Raw genomic sequence first — 19,934 nt, 5'->3', positions numbered from 1 at the left:
CTAGCGATAGCCGGCTAGTGTCAGCAATAGCGGACTGCTCCAAGCGAAGTCGAATGACGAAGCCCGAACTAGGCTGGCGAAGCCCCGTATTTAGGCCTTTGCTGTCATCCTGACCCTGAGCTTGTCGAAGGGAAGGATCCCGACGAACTCCATCCCGCCCAAACCGCTCATCCCTTCTCACCCACGCTCTTCACGCAGTCGTCTTTAGATTCAGAACACTAGGGAAGTGATGGATACGTGCGTAACCTCGGATACCAGGTCAGCTGCACTGCAGTTGAAGTATTTTGCTGAAGCCCAGTCTTATAGATCGGCGCCTTCCAGCCCTCATACTGTACCCATGCGTTCAGCTCGACGTCCTTTCCCAGTCGCTTCACAACGCTCGCCTTGAACTGGTTTTGCGTGGTCCCGCCGGGAATGAAGTTCGAAGGCGTCTTCTTATTCAGATACTCCAGCTGAACCCACTCGTTGCCCGAGATGTGATAGGTCAGCCACGCCTGGCCACCCTTCGCCTCGCGCCCGATCCAGTCCCCCATGATGAAGCCCTTATTCGTGTACCCCTGCTTCTGGATGGTCTCCCAGTACGCAAACTGTCCATCGTGAGCCGGCCCGACATCAGGGTCGGTGGATACGGCCTCCACTCTCAAGTCCAACTTTCTGACTCCCGGAATCTGCGAGAGATACAGCCCTGTCCTGAAAGACGCCCGGCGAGGAGCGCTGATAGGAGTCACATCGTCATGCGAGATTGTATCCACGACGAACGTCACATACTTGCGCAGGAAGGGAAGCCGGTAGGAGGCATTGAAGTCGCTGAACCTAGCCCCAGGATCGTCTCGACCTTGTTTTTCATTCCCGACGGTATCGTGGGTGGAGAAGAAGCCGCGGAGAAAGGTATGCAGCGTGACCGGCGCGTGGCCCTTTCCTCCGAAGATGATCGTTCGCTCAAACCCAAACTCGAAGTTCTCGGTCGGCCGGAAGGAGAACATCTCCGCATGCACCCACGGGTCTCGCGGAACATTATGTCCTTTCAGGTCCCCATAGAAAAAGTCGTAGCGAAGGGGGCCCATGATCTTTGACACAAAGGGAATGTACAGCGGCTCAACCCTGTTGATGCGGAACGAGTAGATGTTCTCCGCGTTGTTGGACCATGCCATCGAGCTGCCCGCCGCCGGCCCGAGCCACGCGTCGCTCTTGCCCCCGGAGATCTCATGGCCGAACAGATGCACCGACGCATACGCCTCGATCAACCGAAACGGATTCTGATCCGGGATCGGACCCAGCGGGATCGTGTCCTGAGGTCCCGGATACGGATAGATGAGGTCAATGGCAGACAGTTGCTGGGCGAGAGCCAGCGAGTAGCCCTCGGCCGACGGGGCGTGCTGATACTCGCCGCGGATATACATCGAAAACGGCCCCCACTCTCCGAGTCCAGAAGCTCCGACGATGCTGTTGAAACCGCTCTGGTAGGGTCGTCCGAAGTCGTTGTTGATCGTCTGGCCAAGGTGATAGCTGTCGCGCAGAATCGGTCCGCTGATCCCCAGCAGACGCGTGTACGACGAGTCCAGCCCATAGACCACGCCACGTTCGATCAGGCCGCCATCAGGATCCTCTGCGCTTAACTCATACAACAGCTTCGAGAGAATCGACTGAGCCTCTACGTTGTCGCTGTTGGCAATGTCGCCCCGCGAATCCTGAAGCATGTGAAAAACACTTCGTCGCGTATAAGGCCTCATGCCGAGAAACATTGTGTTGACGAAACCCATGGAGTAAAGCCGCGTCAACGCCGGATACACCCAGCTATCAATCGGAATGTAAGTCGATCCCAGGCGGTCCGGCGGCGGCTTCACCTCGTCGGGAGCGTAGCCGGCATAACCGATAAACGGTTTCTTCGGACTCGTCTGCTCCGGCGGAACCACCGGCTGGGCCGTAGGCGTAGGAGGGCCTATCGAGGGGGTTTGCGGAGGAGGAGTAGTAGAGGGCGTCTGCGCAGGGGGAGCCGGCGTTGGTGTTGGCGACTGTTGCTGCACCGAATAAGGTGAATTGCCGGGCGGCGTCCCGTTTGGAGCTGGCGTCGGAGAAGAGTCAGAGGCAGGTGGTGGAGCGGCAGTGGTCGTTGGCGTCTGCGCGATCGCTGTCGATGCGGCACATAGACTCAGCGCCGCAAAACAAAGAAAAGCTTTGGTCCGCACTCACACCTCAATCCGGGGCTTTGAAACGCCACTACCAGTGTAACCGCCCCCAGCGTCCGGCCCGGAGTTACCAACTGATGACTGGAAGCTCATTGCTCAGCTCATTGTCAACTCATTGTTCAGTGGATGAAATACGCTTGCGAAGACGCTCCCCAGCCCTTTCCAGCCAGGCCTTGGTGCAAACCTTTCGCCCCAGCAGAAAACTTTTCATCTGCACCAGAGGATCCTGCCTGGAGTCTCCACCCACGCCATCCACCCGATATCCTTTGCATTCAATTAGAACCGGGCCTCCGCCGCCCCGGATCCTTCCCAGGGACTCCTGCGTTACCCGGTACAAAGCCACCGCATCGTTCGCGTCCACCGGGATTCCCGGCATCCCCCACCCGCGGACCTTCGCGCTCAGTTGATTCACCCCATCTTTCTTGTCTCCTCTACTGGGCAAGACGACAAGGATCATCGGCAGATCCAGCTTTGCAACGGACTCGATGATCTCTTGCCGCTCCTTCTTGTCCAGCTCCGAACGGCCAACATAAGCGACAACCACGCTCCCCCGTTTCAGCGTCTTGAACGATAGCGCCGCCCCCATCGCCATTCGTAGCCGGCTGCTCGCATCTTCCACCCACGGCAACACTCGCGCCAGCGCACCTTCCCTGGCCAGCCTCGCTCCGTCGATCTTTCCTGCGTGAAACTCCACCACCCGCCCTAACAGCGAGTCGATCTGCGCCTTCGACTGCGCCCCCGCGATCAGATCCATCACCACGCCAGCCTGCGAGTCGCTCACCAGATCGCCCGGTAGGAGCTCGAGAGCGGTGCTCACCCGGCAAGCCTCCTGCCCCTTAGTAGACTCCAGCCGTCGCCGCGCCTTCACACCCTTCTGCATTCCAGCAATATGCTCGTCCAGAGCTCTCGCGTCGGCCATCACGCTATACATCTGCAGCAACTTCTTATTCGGCACCAATGGATTCTCGTACAGCCCCGCGTCGCTCAACAAACCCTCCGTAACACTTCAAGTTACAAAACGAGAGGGTTCCCACAAGGAACCCTCATCGCAATCAAAGCGCTTCAAAAGCTGCTAGGCACGCGCCGGATCAACCGCTTCGACATCCAGCCCCAGCTCAGCCAACGCCTTCTGCGCCGCCTTCGGTTTGAACTTGCCATCGCGAGCGAGCTTCGACAGCGTAGCTCCAACGATCGCCTCAGCACTCACTTCAAAGTGTCGCCGCAGATGCTCGCGGTTATCGCTTCGCCCGAACCCATCAGTCCCCAGCGTCACCAGCCGAGAAGGCAGCCACGGCGACAACAGATCCGGCACCGACTTCATGTAGTCGCTCGTAGCAATAATCGGCCCAGCCGAGCTCCCCAGTGCCTGCAGCACATACGGCACCTTCTCCTTCTCCGCCGGATGCAGCCGATTCCATCGCTCCACCGCCAGCGCATCCCGCCGCAACTCCGTATAGCTGGTCACGCTCCAGACATCGGCATGCACGTTGTACTTCGAAGCAAGAATCTCCTGCGCTCGCAGCACCTCATTCAGAATCGGCCCGCTGCCAAACAACTGCACCGTCGCCTCACCGGCAGCCGGCTTCAGCTTGTAGATCCCGCGCAGAATACCCGCAGCCGAACCCTCCGGCATCGCGGGCATCGCGTAATCCTCGTTGTACATCGTGATGTAGTAGAAGCAGTCCTCCCCCTTCTCATACATTCGCCTGATGCCATCCTGAATCACCACTGCCAGCTCATACACAAACGCCGGATCATACGTCACGCAGGTCGGCACCGTGCTCGCGAGCACGATGCTGTGCCCATCCTGATGCTGCAACCCTTCGCCAAGCATCGTTGTCCGCCCAGCCGTACCGCCCATCAAAAAGCCCTTGCCGCGCGAGTCCGCAAACGCCCACACCATATCCCCGATGCGCTGAAATCCAAACATCGAGTAGTACATGTAGAACGGAATTGCCGGCACCTTGTAGTTCACATACGCCGTGCCCGCCGCGGTAAACGAGGCCATCGACCCCGCCTCCGTAATCCCCTCCTCCAGAATCTGCCCATCCTTATCCTCTCGGTAGTAGAGCAGCATATCCGCATCATGCGGGCTGTACTTCTGCCCCTCCGGCGCATAGATTCCCACCTGCCGAATCGCCGACTCCAGCCCAAACGTTCTGCCCTCATCCGGCACAATCGGCACAATCAACTTGCCAATCGCCGGGTCCTTCATCAGGTGTCGCAGTATGCTCACGAAGCCCATCGTCGTCGACACGGCACGCTTGTTCGAGCCCGCCGTCCACTCGCCAAAGTACTCCAGCCCCGGAGCCTTGAAGTTGATCTTCGGCACCTCACGCGTCGGCAGATATCCACCGAGTTCCTTGCGGCGCTCCTGCATGTAAACAATCTCGGGAGAGTCCTGCGCCGGCCGATACGGCGTACCCGACTTCGCCGCCTCCTCCGGAATCGGAATCTCAAACCGCTTCACAAACGCCGCCAGCCCATCATCGGCCAGCTTCTTCTCCGAGTGTGTCGCGTTTCTGCTTTGCGCCGAGCCCAATCCATGCCCCTTCACGGTCTTCGCCAGAATCACGGTCGGGCCGCCCTTGTGCTCCACCGCGCGCTTATAAGCGTTGTAGATCTTCGTCCGGTCATGGCCACCGCGATGCAATAAACCAAGCTGCTCATCGGACATATCCTTCACCAACTCAAGCAGCTCCGGATACTTCCCGAAGAAGTGCTCGCGCAGGTAAGCCCCGCCCTTCGCCTTGAAGGTCTGGTACTCGCCATCGACGCACTCTTCCATCCGCCGCAGTAGCAATCCGGTGTGGTCGCGCTCAAACAACGCATCCCAATCCGAACCCCAGATCACCTTGATGACGTTCCACCCAGCTCCGCGGAAGACGCCCTCCAACTCATCGATGATCCGCTTGTTCCCACGCACCGGGCCGTCAAGCCTTTGTAAATTGCAATTGACGACGAAGATCAAATTATCCAGCTTCTCGCGAGCGGCCACCGAGATCGCACCAAGGCTGTCAACCTCATCCGTCTCGCCATCGCCCACAAACGCCCACACCCTGCGGTCGGTCTGCTCAATCAACTTCCGGTTCTCCAGATACCGCATAAACCGCGCCTGATAGATCGCATTCAAAGGTCCGATCCCCATCGATACCGTAGGGAAGTTCCAGAAGTTCGGCATCAGCCACGGGTGCGGATACGAGCTCAACCCCGGCGTCTCTCTCAGCTCATGCCTAAAGTTCTTCAACCTCTCGTCATCCAAACGCCCTTCAAGATAAGCCCGCGCATACACTCCCGGCGAAGCATGGCCCTGAAAGTAAACAAAGTCTCCCGGCTGCTCCTGCCCACCGACGGAGTACTTCGCATGAAAGAAGTGATTGAACCCAACCTCCAGCAACGTAGCTAGCGACGAGTACGTCGAGATATGTCCACCAATCCCGGCGTCCTTTTTGTTCTGACCATGCACCATCGCCATCGCGTTCCAGCGAATCAGGCTCTCTACTCGGCGCTCCAATGCTCTGTCGCCCGGGTATGGCAGCTCGTCATGCTTTGGAATCGTATTGCGATAGGGGGTCGTCAGCTCGCTCGGCGTCGGCACTCCGGCCTCATGCGCGCGCTTCCGCAGAGCCTCCAGCAACTCCGACCCCTGCTCCCAGTCTGCGGCAACGACGTCATCAAACGCCTCAATCCACTCGGAGACCTCTGCGGTAAAGTCCTGCTTGGCGGCTTCTTCCAGTTTCGTTGTCATAGGTCTTCGTTGCTCCCACGCTTATAACGATATAAGGCTTACGCTAAAACGTAAAACCTTGGTCCTGCCGGAGGCGTTCACACGCCTTTTTACTGCTTCGCGCGGTCCTCCCGTTGGTCGGAATCAAGATCCTGTTCGCGACCAGCGGGAGCGCCACGCAAAGCGGTATACATGTCACGAAGTGACCGCCCCACGCGCAGTGGCCCGTCCGGCAGGACAGCATCTCTAAGTCGAATAATCCGCATTAATCCGCACATATTCTTCCGTCAGGTCGCAAGTCAGAAACCGGCACTCCGCCTCGCCCAACCCCAGATCCATCATGATCGTGTAGTCCCGAGCCTGCATCTCCGCGTGCGCAGCGCTCTCCTGGAAAGCAGCCGACCGCACCCCAAGTTCAAACACCGGCTGCGCCCCGATCGTGATATTCACCAGCGCTGGATCGAACACCACGCCACTGTATCCCGCCGCCGCCAGCAGACGCCCCCAGTTCGGATCCGCACTCGACCACGCCGTCTTACATAGTGGTGAGTGTGCAATCGCCTTTGCAATCTGCTTGGCCTCTGCCTCTGTCCGCGCGCCGGTTATATGCAGCGTCACCACATGCCCCACGCCTTCGCCATCATCCACAATCTGGTACGCCAGCGACCCGCACACCAGCTTCAGCGCGTTGGCAAACGGCTCCTGCGTGCGCGCATCGAGCTTCACGCCACTCGCTCCGCTAGCCAGCAGCAGCACCGTATCGTTGGTCGAAGTGTCGCCATCAATCGAGATCGAATTGAAGCTCCGCTCCACCGCCGGCTCCAGTAACCCGCGCAGCTGTTCGCTCTCCGCAACAATATCGGTAAACAGATAAACCAGCATCGTCGCATGCGCCGGCCCTACCGGCGTTCCCAGCTGAGGATGAATCATCCCCGCGCCCTTCGCCACACCGAAGATCCGCACCTCAACTCCATCGACATCGACCGAAGCCCGCGCCACCTTCATCTTCGTGTCGGTCGTCATAATCGCCCGGGCAAAAGAGTCCGCGTGCTCCGGCGTTGCACCCATCACCCTCTCCAGCTCAGGCAACGCAGCTACCACCTTCTCTGCAGGAAACGGCACGCCGATAATCCCGGTCGAAGAAGGGAAGACCTCGTCGAAGATGCAACGAAACCTCTCCGCCGCTGCCACACACGTCTGCACGCAGGCGTCGACCCCAGGCTGCCCCGTCGCGCAGTTCGCATTTCCCGCATTCACCAGCACCACGCCCACACGCCCGCCGGTCGAAGCCATATGCCGCCGCCCCACCGTCACCGGCGCCGCCACCACCTGGTTCTTCGTAAACATCGCAGCGCCGTTCGCACCCTTGGCCGCGACCGCAATCGCAACATCTGCATTACCACTCGCCTTGATTCCGGCCTTCACCGCACCCCACACAAACCCCAGCGGCAGTCCCTGCGACTTCACGCCCTCGTCACTCTGCATACTCTCCACTCTACAATCTTCATGCACCTGAACCTGTCACAACAACCATAGTTGCTCCGAACAAACACGCAGCCCAGTCGACGAGCCTGCTTTTTTGCCCATCTTTTTTGTATGCCTTTGCCGCTGCCCTTTCGTCTGCTCTTGCCGTTGCCTGTTCTTTTGTCTGCCTTTGTCGTTGCCTCTTCTTTTGTTGTCATTCCGCAGCGAAGCGGAGGAATCTGCTGTTATCGTTGCGCTGCAATTCCTCCTCATTGTCCGCTGACATTCGAACAACGCCCGAAAAATTCGTGTCAAGCCCCCAAACCGCTAAACCCCGCACCAATTCAGCACATAAACCGGGGCTTTTCTTTGGAAAAGAGCACCCAACCTCTAACCTGTTTGTTTAGAAGAATTTGCCTATAACCCTTTGGTAATGGATAGCTTGCGGAGACCTATTCGTAAATTAAACAAACAAAACGAGTTACAAAACAGATATCCAGAGGGCCTATTTAGAAGGAGATCGGCAGCGTACGTCCCTCCAGAGAACTCTGCCTGGCCATCTCGAGCAGCTTGATGGTCCGATAGCCGTCCTCGGGCTTTACCGCCAGCTCAGCCGTGCCGTTGATCGCATCGCGAACGTTCGCATAGTAGTTGCGGTAGTCTCCCAGCTCCGTTTTCATTTTGGTGCGGGTCAGGGTGCCAGGGTCGTTGGGGTTAGGCGCAACCGTCAGAGTGCCCCAGTGCTCCTCGGCGTCGGCCAGCCACTCCCCTTCGCCCATGCGAGGCAGCTTCGCTCCACCAAGCAGCGCAGGCTCCTGCGGATCGAGGCCAAACTTCTTGAAGCTTCCCTTGGTCCCATGCAGCAGAAACCTCGGTGCAGCATCGCAGGCCAGCATGCTCGATCGGCAGTGAGCCCGCATCTTGGGGTACTCGAGCGCGATATCGAACGCATCTTCGATATCGGTCGAGTCCCGATCCATTCTGACGCTCGCAGTGATCCCGTCCGGAACGCCAAAGAGAGCGAGCACCTGGTCCACAAGATGAGGCGCCAGGTCGAACAGCAGTCCATTGCAGCCGCTGGCGCCCTCCTTCCACGTATTCTCGCGAGGCACCGGCCGGAACCGGTCGAAGTGAGATTCGTAGGTCACCAGCCGCCCCACGGCCTCGTCTTTCAAAATCTTCTTCACCGTCAAGAAGTCTCCATCCCAGCGCCGATTGTGAAACGGAGCGAGCACCAAGCCCTGCTTCAATCCAAGCTCCTCTAGCTCTAAAGTCTGCTTGCTGGTCGCAGCAAAAGGCTTATCGACGACCACATGCTTTCCCGCCAGCAGAGCCTGCTTCGCAAGGTCGAAGTGAGTCTCATTCGGCGTTCCCACTACGACAAGCTGCACCGCAGGATCGTTCAACGCCTCCTCAACCGACCTGAGAATCCGCGCCGAAGGATAAGCCTTTCCAGCCTCATCGCCCTTGCGCTGGACGATCGCCTCCAGCTTCAGCCCAGGGACAGCGCTCACAAATGGAGCGTGAAACACCTGCCCCGCCAATCCAAACCCAACCACCGCAACGCCAATCTCAGCAGCCATTCCTAACTCCTCGCAATCTCACCCGAACGCCAGCTTGATCCGGCGATACGGTTTATAAGCCTCATCCATCACAGCTCGGTCTTTGTGACTAACTTAGACAAAAAAGCAACAAAAACTTCTTCGCGCAAGCTGAAATCCCGAAACAAAGGTGATCAGAGTGTACCGAAAGCATCTTTTGAAGATTTTTCACAACCGACTGCATCAGTAACACATACATGTAAGTTTGTGACAAAGCCATTAAGCTCCTACCGTTATGACGGTGTTGCAATAAACTAGTCCGTGAATCTAATCAAGATGCAGGTTACGATTAACCGTATGAGCAAAAGCAAAACAGCGGGCGCTGCTCAGGCGTCAGTTCGTTATCTCGGGTTGTGCTTATTTCTAGCCTGCAGTCTGTCGCAGGCGCAAGGGCCAGGCGGCCAGACGAGGCAGACCCCAGCCAGCGGGCCCAGCACAGCCACAAACAGCTCCACCGTGGCGAACGCCCAGCAAAATCTTTACACCGCATCCGGCCAGAACGGCGCCCAGCCGACGCAGGACTCCTTCAAAGGCAGCGTGGTGACCGGTAAAGCTACCGAAGGGGTTTTGGACCTCTCGCTTGACGATGCCATCCAGCGCGGTCTGCGGCAGAACCTCGGGCTCATCCTGCAGACCTCCTCGGTAAAGAACGCTGCAGGTCAGCGTCTCGAGGAGCTGCAGCCACTCCTTCCCACCGTTACGGCATCGGCAAGCATCGAGGTGGAGCAGGTTAACCTCGCGGCCTTCGGCATTAAGTTCCCTGGTCTCCAGCCCATCATCGGGCCATTCCAGGTGGTCGACTTCCGCGCCTACCTGACCCAGAATCTAGTCAACGTCTCAGCTCTCAAGAACTACCTTGCAGCGAAGCATAACTTCCAGGGCGCACGTCTTACCGCAGAGGACGCCCGCGACCTGGTAGCTCTGACTGTGGGCAACGCCTATCTGCTGTGTATCGCGGACGCCGCTCGTATCGAGGCGGTCACGGCCGAGTTAGCCACGTCAAAGGTTTCGCTCGACCAGGCCGTCGCGGCACACGATGCCGGAACCAGTCCCAAGCTCGACGTGCTGCGCGCCCAGGTGGACTACCAGAACGAAGAGCAGACGCTGATCTCGGCGAAGAATAACCTTGAAAAGGACAAGCTTGCCCTGGCGCGAACTATCGGGCTGCCCCTTGAACAGGTCTTCCGGCTGACCGACCTCGTTCCCTTTCAGGTGCTCGACAACGTCGATCCGCAGGCCGCGTTTCAGCAGGCGCTCAAGACGCGGAAAGACCTGAAGGCTTATGCCGAACAAGTGAAGTCTGCCAGCGACGAAAAGACCTCGGCCTGGGCCTATCAAATTCCCGTCGCAAGCTTCTCGGGGGACTACGGCGATATCGGGACCACGCCGGGCCACTCGCATGGAACCTTTAGCGCGACTGGCCAGGTAAGCGCACCAATCCTTCAGATCGCCAAAACCAGGGGACAGGAGCAGGTTGCCGACGCCCAGTATGAACAGGCTCGCGCGAAGCTCTCAGACCAGGTCCAGCAGGTCAACCAGGATGTGCACGACAGCCTGCTCGATATTCAGTCGGCGGCCAAGCTGGTCGAATCCACTCACTCAAATGTGGATCTCGCCAACGAGGCCCTCAGCGAGGCGCAGCAGCGCTTTCATGCCGGAGTTTCGGACAATCTCCCCGTCTCGCAGGCGCAGTCGCAGACAGAGCAGGCGAACGATCAATACATTAGCGCGCTCTACCAGCACAATGTCGCCAAGCTTGCCCTGGCCCGTGCTCTTGGCGTCGCGCAGTCCAACTACAAAGATTATCTCGGAGGAAAGTAAACTTGCCAGACCAATCAGATCAGCAGCAGGACGGCCAGACCGCGCAGATCAGCGGCACCGTGCAAATCAAGCAAAACGCTGGTGAAAAACAGCCCCCAGCCGATTCGCACAAACAGGAAGAGGACGACGCTCCGGAGAAAAAATCCGGCCGCAAGTTTATTGTCATTGCGGTCATCATCCTGCTTGTCATCGGCGCGGGAATCTTTTACTGGCGTTCGACCTTCAGCGAGGACACCGACGACGCTCAGGTTGACGGCGATCTTTACCAGGTGAGCTCGCGAGTAACTGGTCAGGTCATCAAGGTCTACGTTGAAGACAATCAACAGATTAAAGTTGGTGATCCTATCGCCGAGATCGACCCCCGGGATTATCAGGTGGCGCTCGAGCAGGCTCAGGCCAATCTCGCCAGCTCGCAGGCTGCCGCAATTCAGGCTACGGTGAACGTGCCAATCGTCGGCGTCAATGTAAACACCAGCGTCAGCACCACCGGCTCCGATGTTACCGGAAGTTCCGCCGCAGTGGAGCAGGCCCGCAAGCAAGCTCAGGCCGCAGAGGCTCGCGTCGTTGCAGCCAAGGCCACCGCGGTCAAATCGCATCTCGACGTTGAACGTTACACTCCGCTGGTCGAGAAGGACGTCATCTCCAAGCAGCAGTATGATGCCGCCGTCGCTACCGATGCCGCGAATCAGGCGTCTGTGCTGGAGGCCGAAGCCACGGTCATCGGCTACCAGGCTGCGGTCAGTCAGTCAATCCAGAAACTCGCCCAGTCACGATTTCAAGCGGCACAATCCGTGAAAACCGGCCCCGACCAGGTAAGAGTCCAACAGGCGAAGGCAAACTCAGCTCTCGCCGACGTCAAGCAGGCCCAAGCCAAGGTCGATCAGGCCGTACTTAATCTTGGCTATACCCACATCACCGCTCCCACCACCGGTATCGTCAACAAAAAGAACGTTCAGGTAGGTGCCAATCTCAGTATCGGGCAGGATGTCCTAACCATCATTCCGCTGACCAACCTCTGGGTGACGGCAAACTTCAAGGAGACACAGCTCGCCAAGATGAAGCCCGGGCAGTCAGTCACTCTCAAAGTGGATGCCCTTGGCGGCCGCAAGTTCCACGGCAAGGTGACTCAAATCGGCGGCGCTACCGGATCGAGGCTCTCCCTGTTTCCCCCTGAAAACGCTACTGGAAACTATGTCAAGGTTGTCCAGCGAATTCCCGTTCGTGTCGATTTCACGAATCTGCAACAGGAGAACGGCGACTATGCCCTGCGTCCAGGCATGTCGGTGACGCCGGAGGTAGAGGTCAAATAATCGAGGGAAACCGACTCGTTCTCTGCGGCATCTGACAACTGAAAGCCAATTTTTACGAGGTGGATGATGGCAGTTGCAATTAAGAAAGCAAGTTCGAGCGACGCGAACGTAGCGCCGCACTGGCACGCACACGCGAAGGAGATTCAGAAGTACGGCTCCGTGGTCCAGGATATGCCTCACCCGTTGAGCGCGAAGGTCCGGGCCGATATGGTCGCCCAGCTCAATCAGCTTCTCGCCGACTCGATCGTATTGCGCGACATGTACAAGAAGCATCACTGGCAGGTGACCGGTCCGACCTTCTACCAGCTTCATCTCCTCTTCGACAAGCACTTCGACGAGCAGGTCGAGATGGTCGACACCATCGCCGAGCGAGTTCAGCTTCTCGGCGGCGTCACCATCGCCATGGGCGGCGACGTTGCGGAGATCACCCGCATCCAGCGACCGCCGCGCGGCAGAGAAGAGGTTCCGGTGCAGATCTCCCGCCTCCTTGAAGCCCATAAGGTCATCATTCAAAGCTGCCTGGACATCTCAGATCTAGCCGATAAGGCGGGCGACCAGGGCACCAACGATCTGGTCGTCAGCGATATCCTCCGTCCCAACGAACTGCAGTCCTGGTTCATCGGCCAGCATCTGGTCGAGATGCCTTTGATCCTTGAAAAATAATCCCTTGAAAAATAATCGAGGGGTAGTAGCCGGGCGGTAGTTCGAATCCTGGCTTTTACGCTTCAACGAAACAGCCCGGTCGCGCGAAGCGTCCGGGCTGTGTATGTTAATGTCAGTTGGGTTCGCATCCAACCGCCAGCTCCAATCATCTGTAAGAAGTACACCTTTATGCCGATCGCACTCGCATTCTTCGTCCATTACGCCTACCTGATCGTCTTCCTTTGGGTATTGGTGGAGCAGGTCGGAATTCCCATTCCAAGCATCCCTGTCTTGCTCACTGCGGGCACTCTCAGTGCGACTCACACCGTCAGCCACCTCTATGTCGTCATCGCGGTCCTGTTTGCCTGCCTCATCGCGGACACCATCTGGTTCGCGCTCGGTCGGCGCTTTGGCAACAGCGTTCTGAAACTGCTTTGCCGGCTGTCGTTTGAAGCCTCCACCTGCGTCAGTAAGACAGAGGGTTACTTCACCCGCCGCGGTCCGGTCACTCTGCTCTTCGCGAAGTTTGTCCCCGGGCTCAGCACCGTCGCCGCTCCCATCGCCGGCCAGACCGGCATGCCCTATCCCAAGTTCCTCATGTGGGATCTCGCTGGCTCTTTCATCTGGGGAGAGACCTTCATCCTCGCTGGCCGATTCTTCGGCGATGTCGCCAAGAAGAGCGCGCCCTTCCTTCACTGGCTCGGTCACTTTGCCTTCTTCATCTTCGCCCTGATGGTCCTCGGCTTCCTCGCTCACCGCATTTGGAAACAACGCAAGTTCCTCCAGCAGGTTCGCGAACTGCGTCTCGAGCCAACCGAGCTGAAGGCGATGCTCGACGCAGCCGAAGCCAGCGGGAATACACCTCCCTTCATCGTTGACCTGCGCCATCCCCTCGACTATCTTCCCGATCCGCGCGTGCTTCCCGGCGCACTTCGTATCGGCCCGAATGAACTCAAAGCGCACAGCGAGATTATTCCCCGCGACCGCGATGTCATCCTCTACTGCACCTGCCCCAGCGAAGAGACCAGCGCCAAGCTTGCCTTGCAGTTGCACAAGATGGGTGTCTATCGAGTTCGCCCTCTCCGCGGCGGCTTCGATGGCTGGAAAGAAGCAGGCTTCCCGTTGGTCGATTACGTCACCGAGGCGCCAAGCGCCGATGTCGTCCAGGAGATTCTTCCGGCTGACTCCAAATCCGCCGTCCCCTCCATGTAAGTCGAGGGCAGTATCCGACAGTATCCCGACCAACGGGAGGGCCATGCCGCTCATCGTTGCAGGACAAGGTACACCCGTCACGAAGTGACCGCTGCCCGCGTAGGGCGCCCGTCCGGCAGGACCCGGTTGCTTCAGACCCCCATCCGAAAATTGACCGTAATCGTCGTCTGAACATCCACAGCCTCCCCGTTCAACCGGTAAGGCCGGTATCGCGCCGCTCGTATGGCATCCATCGCTGCGCTTTGCAGCATCACCGGTCCGCTGAGTACGTGCAGGCTCTCGATGGTTCCGCCTCGCGAGATCACCGCCTCCACGACCACCGTTCCCTCCACATGAGCAGCCCTGGCAATCGCCGGATACACCGGACGAATCGGCGCAATCAACAATCCCTGCGAGACCCCTGTCGAGACATTAATCGTCTTATGCAGAGCTCCCTCCGAACCCACTCCCGGCCCCACAGACACACCCGGATGCGGCCCATACTCTCTCACGCTAAGCCCAATCGGCAACCCATAGGGCATCCCCATGCTGCCGGGATCGAGGAGCGAAGGCTCTTCCACCGCCCTAACCCCTCTGCCCGGGAGCCGCGCCGGAAGGATCGCCGGCTGAGGCGGAGCCGCCGTTGCAAAACTCGTAGCGGCCTCCGTAACCCGCTGCACCCGCAACGGAGGCGCAGGCGGCTTCGGCAGCAACGGCAGCAGCATCTTCGGAGCTTCCACAGAAAACGGCAGCACCTCCGGATGCATCAAGGGCAAAGCGATCACTAAGCCGACAACGGCAAACTGCAAGCTGATCGACGCTGCCGTCGTCCACCGCTTGCTCGCCGAGACTTCTCCTGCACGCGACTCCACAAGACTTTCCTCAAACATAGAAGCACCCTCCAGCGTTCGGATCCAAGGTGCGCATCCAGCGAGGAATACGGCCGTACTCTGTTAGACACCTCCAACCTGTTTATGTTCCAGCAACGCCGTCCCACCATAGTTCAGCGTCCGTCCATGCCGGCAGAGTTCCTGAAAACGATGCAGGAAATCATCATCCTCTGAAATGCAATCCACGGGACTTGACACAACCAACCCCTTGCAGCAGCTAAACTGAAGGAGAGACAAGAGTTCAGTCCACTTGGAGTATACATCTAAGCCATTTGGATCGAAGACTTTGCATACTTTTCGGGGGAGTGGGGATACCTGCTTCACCGCACCGGCATGAGCCAGGAGAGGGAATTGGCCTACAACGATCTACGCGAATGGATTAAGCAGCTTGAGAAGGCCGGAGAACTGAAGCGCATCACAATCGAGGTCTCTCCCGATCTCGAGATGGCAGAGATCGCCGACCGCACCGCCAAACTAGGTCGAGGCACAGCCAAGGCGGGCGGCCCCGCGCTCCTCTTCGAAAACGTAGAAGGCTATCCCGGCGCACGTGTTCTGATGAATCAGTTCGGCAGCGAACGCCGCATGAGGCTTGCGCTCGAGACCGACTCGCTCGACGCTATCGCCGACCGCATCCGCACCCTCATCAAGCCGCAGATGCCGACCAACTTCATGGACAAGCTCAAGCTCCTGCCGACGCTGGCCGAAGTCGGCAGCTTCTTCCCCAAGGTAGTCTCCGCCAAAGACGCTCCGTGTAAACAAGTCATCCATCGTGGCGATGACGTTAATCTCCTCGAACTGCCGATCCTAAAGACGTGGCCGCAGGATGGCGGCCCGTTCATCACCCTCCCTTGCGTCATTACGCGCGACCCCAAATCCGGCAAGCGCAACGTAGGTATGTACCGCATGCAGGTATACGACGGCAAGACCACGGGCATGCACTGGCAGCGCCAGAAAGTCGCCGCCGAACACATGCGCGAGCGCCTTCGGGAGGCCTCTCCCGACTCCGCCGCCCGCGTCGACCTGATGGCGATCACCGCCGGCGGAACCGCCGCCGCATCCTCCCTCGACACCCTCACCACCACGACCGTCACCAGGATTCGCGAAGACCGAATGGAGGTCGCCGTAGCCATCGGCACCGACCCCGCCACGACCTTCAGTGCCATCGTGCCCGCCCCACCCGACGTCGAGGAGTACCTCATCGCCGGCTTCCTCCGCCAGAAGCCGCTCGAACTCGTCAAGGCCGAGACCGTGGACCTTGAAGTGCCAGCCAACGCCGAGTACATCCTCGAAGGCTATGTCGAATTAGGCGAACTCCGCACCGAAGGCCCTTTCGGCGACCACACTGGCTTCTACACCATGCAGGACGAGTACCCCGTCTTCCACATCACCTGCATCACCCATCGCAAAGATCCCATCTACGCAGCCACGATCGTTGGCAAGCCGCCCATGGAGGACGCCTGGATGGGCAAGGCCGTCGAGCGCATCTTTCTCCCGCTCATGCAACTGACATTGCCGGAGATCGTCGACGTCAATCTTCCCGCCGAGGGTGTCTTCCACAACCTCATGATTGTCTCGATCAAAAAATCCTATGCCGGCCATGCAAGGAAGATCATGAACGGCATCTGGGCCATGGGCCAGGCGATGTTCACCAAGTGCATCATCGTCGTCGATGAAGACTGCGACGTGCAGGACCTCGCCGAGGTCACCCTCCGCACAACCAACAACATTGATCCCGAACGCGACATCCAGTTCACCCTTGGTCCCGTCGACTCGCTCGACCACGCCAGCCGCCTACCGAACTTCGGCAGCAAGATGGGCATCGATGCTACGCGCAAGTGGGCCGCCGAAGGCTTCAATCGCCCGTGGCCGCCGATGCTCACAATGGACGCGGAAGTAAAGACCAAAGTCGATGCTATCTGGAAGAAGCTCGGCATCGAGTGAGACCGGTAAGTTTCCCCGCGAACCACTCAGCTTATGGTTTGTGTTGCAAGTGCAATCGTCACTTGATCATTGGGCGTCTTGGTGGTGCCCCCGTCGCTCTGCGGATGATACTCCACGGTCATCGTCGTCGCATTCACGATCACACGAAGGTATCCGAAGTCGGTCGCATCGTAGCTCTCGAGAGTCAAAGTGTTGTCGATCTTGAAAGGTGTTCGGAAGGTGCCCCGCATCGCCGAAAGCGGATTGTGCCCTCCGCAACCTGCGACGATAAACGGTATCTGGAGTTTGTTGACTGTGCGCGTGTAACGCTGGTAGTTGTGCGCATGGCCGGAGAAGACCGCATGCGGCCACACTCCCGCCGCTGTGCAGGCTGCGTCAATATCCACCAGCATCAGGGGACTACCTCCGTGCTCCACGCCTCCAGTGAACGGAGGATGATGCACTGCGATGATCACTGCGCCGGCAAATTTTTCAGTCTTCACTCGCTTAAGCGCCGCCGTTAAAAATGCAATCTGTCGGTTGTCGAGCGCAGTGTTGTTCCCGTTTTCGCCGGAGATAACGCCGGGATCTTCCAGCACATTGCTGTAAAGGCCGAGGATTCGAACGAAGGGAGCCTCCAGCGTGAAGTACACCCCGGGCTGGATCATCGTGGTGCGCAACAGGTTCCCGGAGTCCGGCGATTGAGCTGCAGTAGGCGAGCAGAAGTTGCGCAGGAAGGCGTCCAGCGTAGGCGACGGATCCTTCGGGTACACCACCCCATCATGATTCCCCGCGATCGCAAAGATGGGTGTGGGATAGTCGCGGTAAGGCTCGAAGAACTGGTCGTAGTAGTAGGTAGCTTCGCCGAAGTAATAGACGACGTCGCCCAGGTGGAAGAAGAACGACGGAACGTCGGCCGCGTTTGCTTCGCTGAAGTCGGACACCATCTTGTCGGCAACCAGCGACTGGGTTGCCGGTCCTGTCACACTGCCGGTGTCCCCAACCGAGTGAAAGACAATCTGCTTCGCCTGCTGAATCGCCTTGATGACTCCAGCTCCTGCCTGCCCATAAACCTGCTCCAGAGTAACGACTGGCTCGACCGCACCTCCGGCCGGCTGGGGCACGGGCTCAACGCTGGCAATTCCTCGATATTTCTGGTCGGTGACCGGATCTTTGAAACCGATCGGGTCGGGAGAAGGCTTAGGCTGCGAAAAGATTGGCTGGTCGTTGGCCGCGGCGCCCGATTGCAGTGGCCTGGCGTTTGCATCGAAGCTCTTGGTGGCATAGTGCAAAGTCTGACGAGGTGTTTTTTTTCGCATCGCGACCTCCAGCGGTCAGAAAACTGCCACCCAGAATACGCGCCAGCGTGAAAGAGGAGTGTGAAACCTGGAACATTTTGGTGCCACTTAAAAAGTTGCATCACAAAGCTGTCCTCTACTCCGCGCTCTTCACTGTAATCGCACTCAGATTCCGCACCCACCGCTGCGGCTTTTTGTCTTCGCTATCGACCAGCTTGAACATCCCGTCCTCGCCCAACGGTTTGCCTCCCATGCTGGTTGCAACGATCACTGTGCCGTTATGTTCCGATCCTTCAATTTCGGTGACCGAATAAACCACCCAATATTTATCCATCCCCTCAGCGACGAGGTAGCTCCGCAACATCTTCTGGTGGGTCGTCTTGTCGACGGGTAACCCATACTTCGCCAGCACTGCCCCCAGCAGCACGCCGGAGTAGGTCTCATCGGTCTTCGTATGTTCGTTGTGGACAGTTATCGTCGTCTGCGGCATTGCCGACAGATCTGCCACAGATAACGTCGTCGCCTTACCGTCCAGAGTTAGTACCAATCCTGTTGAAGGCTGCGCAGGAGGGTGCTGATGCTCCGCCATCACCCCCATCGGAACAGTCTGAGAGATTGCAGCTGAAAAGCTTATTCCAGCAAAGCACAGGCCGAGCAGGAACGGTATGGAAACAGCGGCTCTTTTCATGGCTTTCAGCCTACCGCGCCCCCGTCGTATACTCAAGGCATGTCTATCGTCCGCGACGCCGCAGCCATTGCCAAAGGTATGAGCATCACGCTGAAGCAGGTCTTCCAGCCGACTGAAGTCGAGAACTATCCCGACGGCAAAGGTCCCATGCGCGGAGCCAAATTTGAGGAGCGCTTCCGCGGCAAGCACCAGCTGCAGCGCGACGAGAATGGTCTCGAGAAGTGTGTCGCCTGCTTCCTCTGCGCCGCCGCCTGCCCGTCGAACTGCATCTATATCGAGGCCGCCGAGAACACCGAAGAGACGCGCATCTCCTCCGCGGAGCGTTACGCCAAGGTCTACAACATCGACTACAACCGCTGCATCTTCTGCGGCTACTGTGTCGAAGCATGCCCCACCGACGCCATCACCCACGGTCACGGCTTCGAACTCGCCAGCCTCAACGCCACAACCCTCGTCATGCGCAAGGAAGATCTTCTCATTCCTACCCCGATGCTTCCGGACGCCGTGCGATCTCAGAAAGATCAAGCAGAGATCCTCGCCTAAAAGATTCACGTTGATGTGTGAAAACCAAACGGTGAGCCTTGGTGGCTCTCCGCACTACGACGGGGCGCGACAGTGCACCGCGCAACGAGTGAGGGACATCAGATAGAAATGACTACAGCGAGCCAACATCCTCTTGAAAAGATCTTCGAGAGCCGAATCGCCATCATCGACGGTGCAATGGGCACGACGATTCGCACCTACGGCATGAAGGAAGCTGACATCCGCGGGGAGCGATTCAAGGGCTCGACAAAGGACCTGCTCAACAACGGCGACCTCTTCTCCCTGACGCAGCCGAAGATGATCTCCGACATCCATCGTCGATTTTTGGAAGCCGGTGCTGACATCATCGAGACCAACACCTTCGGCGCGACCAGCATCACCCAGAGCGAATTCTTCGTAGACGATCCGCGGGAGCACGGCGGCCGAAAGGATCCGGAGTTCTACCAGAAGATCATCGACGATCCGATGCTTAACAATCTCGCCTGGGAGATCAACGAGCAGTCCGCACGCCAGTGCCGCGAATGGGCAGACCGCGTAGCGAACGAAACCGGCCGCCAGCGCTTCGTAGCAGGCGCAATCGGTCCGCTGACCGTCTCTCTCCAACTCACCCGATGCTGACGATGCGGGCTTTCGGGTTGTCACCTTCGATCAGG

The 19,934-nt window shown here is 58.4% G+C and carries 15 protein-coding genes; 7 read left to right on the top strand and 8 right to left on the bottom strand.

Going from position 1 to position 19,934, the window contains the following annotated elements; translation table 11 throughout:
- Positions 1 to 218: 218 nt before the first annotated feature.
- The 5 genes from RBB81_RS17440 to RBB81_RS17420 all read right to left on the bottom strand — a co-directional run bounded on the left by RBB81_RS17440 (position 219) and on the right by RBB81_RS17420 (position 8,960).
- Positions 219 to 2,186 carry a capsule assembly Wzi family protein gene (locus RBB81_RS17440; protein WP_353071521.1) on the bottom strand — a complete coding sequence of 656 codons (1,968 nt, stop codon included), beginning with the start codon at positions 2,184 to 2,186 and terminating at the stop codon, positions 219 to 221.
- Positions 2,187 to 2,298: 112 nt separating this feature from the next.
- Positions 2,299 to 3,174, bottom strand: coding sequence for a thiamine pyrophosphate-dependent enzyme (locus tag RBB81_RS17435; RefSeq protein WP_353071520.1), 876 nt, complete (start codon positions 3,172 to 3,174; stop codon positions 2,299 to 2,301).
- An 84-nt stretch (positions 3,175 to 3,258) separates the two neighbouring features.
- Positions 3,259 to 5,934, bottom strand: a complete 2,676-nt coding sequence (aceE, locus tag RBB81_RS17430) for a pyruvate dehydrogenase (acetyl-transferring), homodimeric type (RefSeq protein ID WP_353071519.1) — start codon at positions 5,932 to 5,934, stop codon at positions 3,259 to 3,261.
- A 225-nt stretch (positions 5,935 to 6,159) separates the two neighbouring features.
- Positions 6,160 to 7,398: a bifunctional glutamate N-acetyltransferase/amino-acid acetyltransferase ArgJ gene (gene argJ / locus RBB81_RS17425; protein ID WP_353071518.1), complete on the bottom strand. Its 1,239-nt coding sequence runs from the start codon at positions 7,396 to 7,398 to the stop codon at positions 6,160 to 6,162.
- Between the two features lie 488 nt (positions 7,399 to 7,886).
- A complete protein-coding gene (locus RBB81_RS17420) occupies positions 7,887 to 8,960 on the bottom strand; it encodes a Gfo/Idh/MocA family oxidoreductase (RefSeq protein ID WP_353071517.1) in 1,074 nt (357 codons plus the stop codon).
- A gap of 315 nt (positions 8,961 to 9,275) precedes the next feature.
- Here RBB81_RS17420 and RBB81_RS17415 point away from each other — a divergent pair, with 315 nt between their 5' ends.
- The 4 genes from RBB81_RS17415 to RBB81_RS17400 all read left to right on the top strand — a co-directional run bounded on the left by RBB81_RS17415 (position 9,276) and on the right by RBB81_RS17400 (position 13,963).
- Positions 9,276 to 10,799, top strand: coding sequence for a TolC family protein (locus RBB81_RS17415; protein WP_179584137.1), 1,524 nt, complete (start codon positions 9,276 to 9,278; stop codon positions 10,797 to 10,799).
- 2 nt (positions 10,800 to 10,801) lie between these two features.
- Positions 10,802 to 12,109, top strand: coding sequence for an HlyD family secretion protein (locus tag RBB81_RS17410; protein WP_179584135.1), 1,308 nt, complete (start codon positions 10,802 to 10,804; stop codon positions 12,107 to 12,109).
- 63 nt (positions 12,110 to 12,172) lie between these two features.
- Positions 12,173 to 12,772: a Dps family protein gene (locus tag RBB81_RS17405; protein ID WP_246373413.1), complete on the top strand. Its 600-nt coding sequence runs from the start codon at positions 12,173 to 12,175 to the stop codon at positions 12,770 to 12,772.
- 168 nt (positions 12,773 to 12,940) lie between these two features.
- Positions 12,941 to 13,963, top strand: coding sequence for a VTT domain-containing protein (locus RBB81_RS17400; protein ID WP_179584133.1), 1,023 nt, complete (start codon positions 12,941 to 12,943; stop codon positions 13,961 to 13,963).
- Positions 13,964 to 14,094: 131 nt separating this feature from the next.
- On the opposite strand, the gene RBB81_RS17395 is transcribed toward RBB81_RS17400, so the two are convergent.
- Entirely contained in the window at positions 14,095 to 14,832 is a 738-nt protein-coding gene (locus tag RBB81_RS17395) for an energy transducer TonB (RefSeq protein WP_353071516.1), read from the bottom strand.
- Between the two features lie 351 nt (positions 14,833 to 15,183).
- On the opposite strand from RBB81_RS17395, the gene RBB81_RS17390 reads away from it, so the two are divergent.
- Complete coding sequence (locus RBB81_RS17390; RefSeq protein WP_353071515.1) at positions 15,184 to 16,773, top strand: UbiD family decarboxylase; 1,590 nt, start codon at positions 15,184 to 15,186, stop codon at positions 16,771 to 16,773.
- Between the two features lie 26 nt (positions 16,774 to 16,799).
- Here RBB81_RS17390 and RBB81_RS17385 read toward each other — a convergent pair whose 3' ends face one another.
- Positions 16,800 to 18,071: a metallophosphoesterase family protein gene (locus RBB81_RS17385; RefSeq protein ID WP_353071514.1), complete on the bottom strand. Its 1,272-nt coding sequence runs from the start codon at positions 18,069 to 18,071 to the stop codon at positions 16,800 to 16,802.
- A 115-nt stretch (positions 18,072 to 18,186) separates the two neighbouring features.
- On the bottom strand, positions 18,187 to 18,738 hold the full coding sequence (locus RBB81_RS17380; protein WP_183788000.1) for a hypothetical protein: 552 nt from the start codon (positions 18,736 to 18,738) through the stop codon (positions 18,187 to 18,189).
- 39 nt (positions 18,739 to 18,777) lie between these two features.
- On the opposite strand from RBB81_RS17380, the gene nuoI reads away from it, so the two are divergent.
- On the top strand, positions 18,778 to 19,281 hold the full coding sequence (gene nuoI, locus RBB81_RS17375; RefSeq protein WP_179584123.1) for an NADH-quinone oxidoreductase subunit NuoI: 504 nt from the start codon (positions 18,778 to 18,780) through the stop codon (positions 19,279 to 19,281).
- Between the two features lie 108 nt (positions 19,282 to 19,389).
- The gene (locus RBB81_RS17370) at positions 19,390 to 19,899 is read left to right on the top strand and encodes a homocysteine S-methyltransferase family protein (protein WP_353071513.1); all 510 of its coding nucleotides are present in this window, start codon (positions 19,390 to 19,392) and stop codon (positions 19,897 to 19,899) included.
- Positions 19,900 to 19,934: the final 35 nt, after the last annotated feature.

The sequence above is a fragment of the Tunturibacter gelidoferens genome (genome assembly GCF_040358255.1).
Taxonomy (GTDB): Bacteria; Acidobacteriota; Terriglobia; order Terriglobales; family Acidobacteriaceae; genus Edaphobacter; species Edaphobacter gelidiferens.
This window is presented reverse-complemented; position numbering and strand designations above follow the sequence as displayed.

Excerpts from the sequence above, each read along its gene's own strand:
- aceE (WP_353071519.1), bottom strand. The coding sequence starts at position 5,934 with ATGACAACGAAACTGGAAGAAGCCGCCAAGCAGGACTTTACCGCAGAG.
- argJ (WP_353071518.1), bottom strand. The coding sequence starts at position 7,398 with ATGCAGAGTGACGAGGGCGTGAAGTCGCAGGGACTGCCGCTGGGGTTT.
- RBB81_RS17420 (WP_353071517.1), bottom strand. The coding sequence starts at position 8,960 with ATGGCTGCTGAGATTGGCGTTGCGGTGGTTGGGTTTGGATTGGCGGGG.
- RBB81_RS17415 (WP_179584137.1), top strand. The coding sequence starts at position 9,276 with ATGAGCAAAAGCAAAACAGCGGGCGCTGCTCAGGCGTCAGTTCGTTAT.
- RBB81_RS17405 (WP_246373413.1), top strand. The coding sequence starts at position 12,173 with ATGATGGCAGTTGCAATTAAGAAAGCAAGTTCGAGCGACGCGAACGTA.
- RBB81_RS17400 (WP_179584133.1), top strand. The coding sequence starts at position 12,941 with ATGCCGATCGCACTCGCATTCTTCGTCCATTACGCCTACCTGATCGTC.
- RBB81_RS17395 (WP_353071516.1), bottom strand. The coding sequence starts at position 14,832 with ATGTTTGAGGAAAGTCTTGTGGAGTCGCGTGCAGGAGAAGTCTCGGCG.
- RBB81_RS17385 (WP_353071514.1), bottom strand. The coding sequence starts at position 18,071 with ATGCGAAAAAAAACACCTCGTCAGACTTTGCACTATGCCACCAAGAGC.
- RBB81_RS17380 (WP_183788000.1), bottom strand. The coding sequence starts at position 18,738 with ATGAAAAGAGCCGCTGTTTCCATACCGTTCCTGCTCGGCCTGTGCTTT.
- nuoI (WP_179584123.1), top strand. The coding sequence starts at position 18,778 with ATGTCTATCGTCCGCGACGCCGCAGCCATTGCCAAAGGTATGAGCATC.
- RBB81_RS17370 (WP_353071513.1), top strand. The coding sequence starts at position 19,390 with ATGACTACAGCGAGCCAACATCCTCTTGAAAAGATCTTCGAGAGCCGA.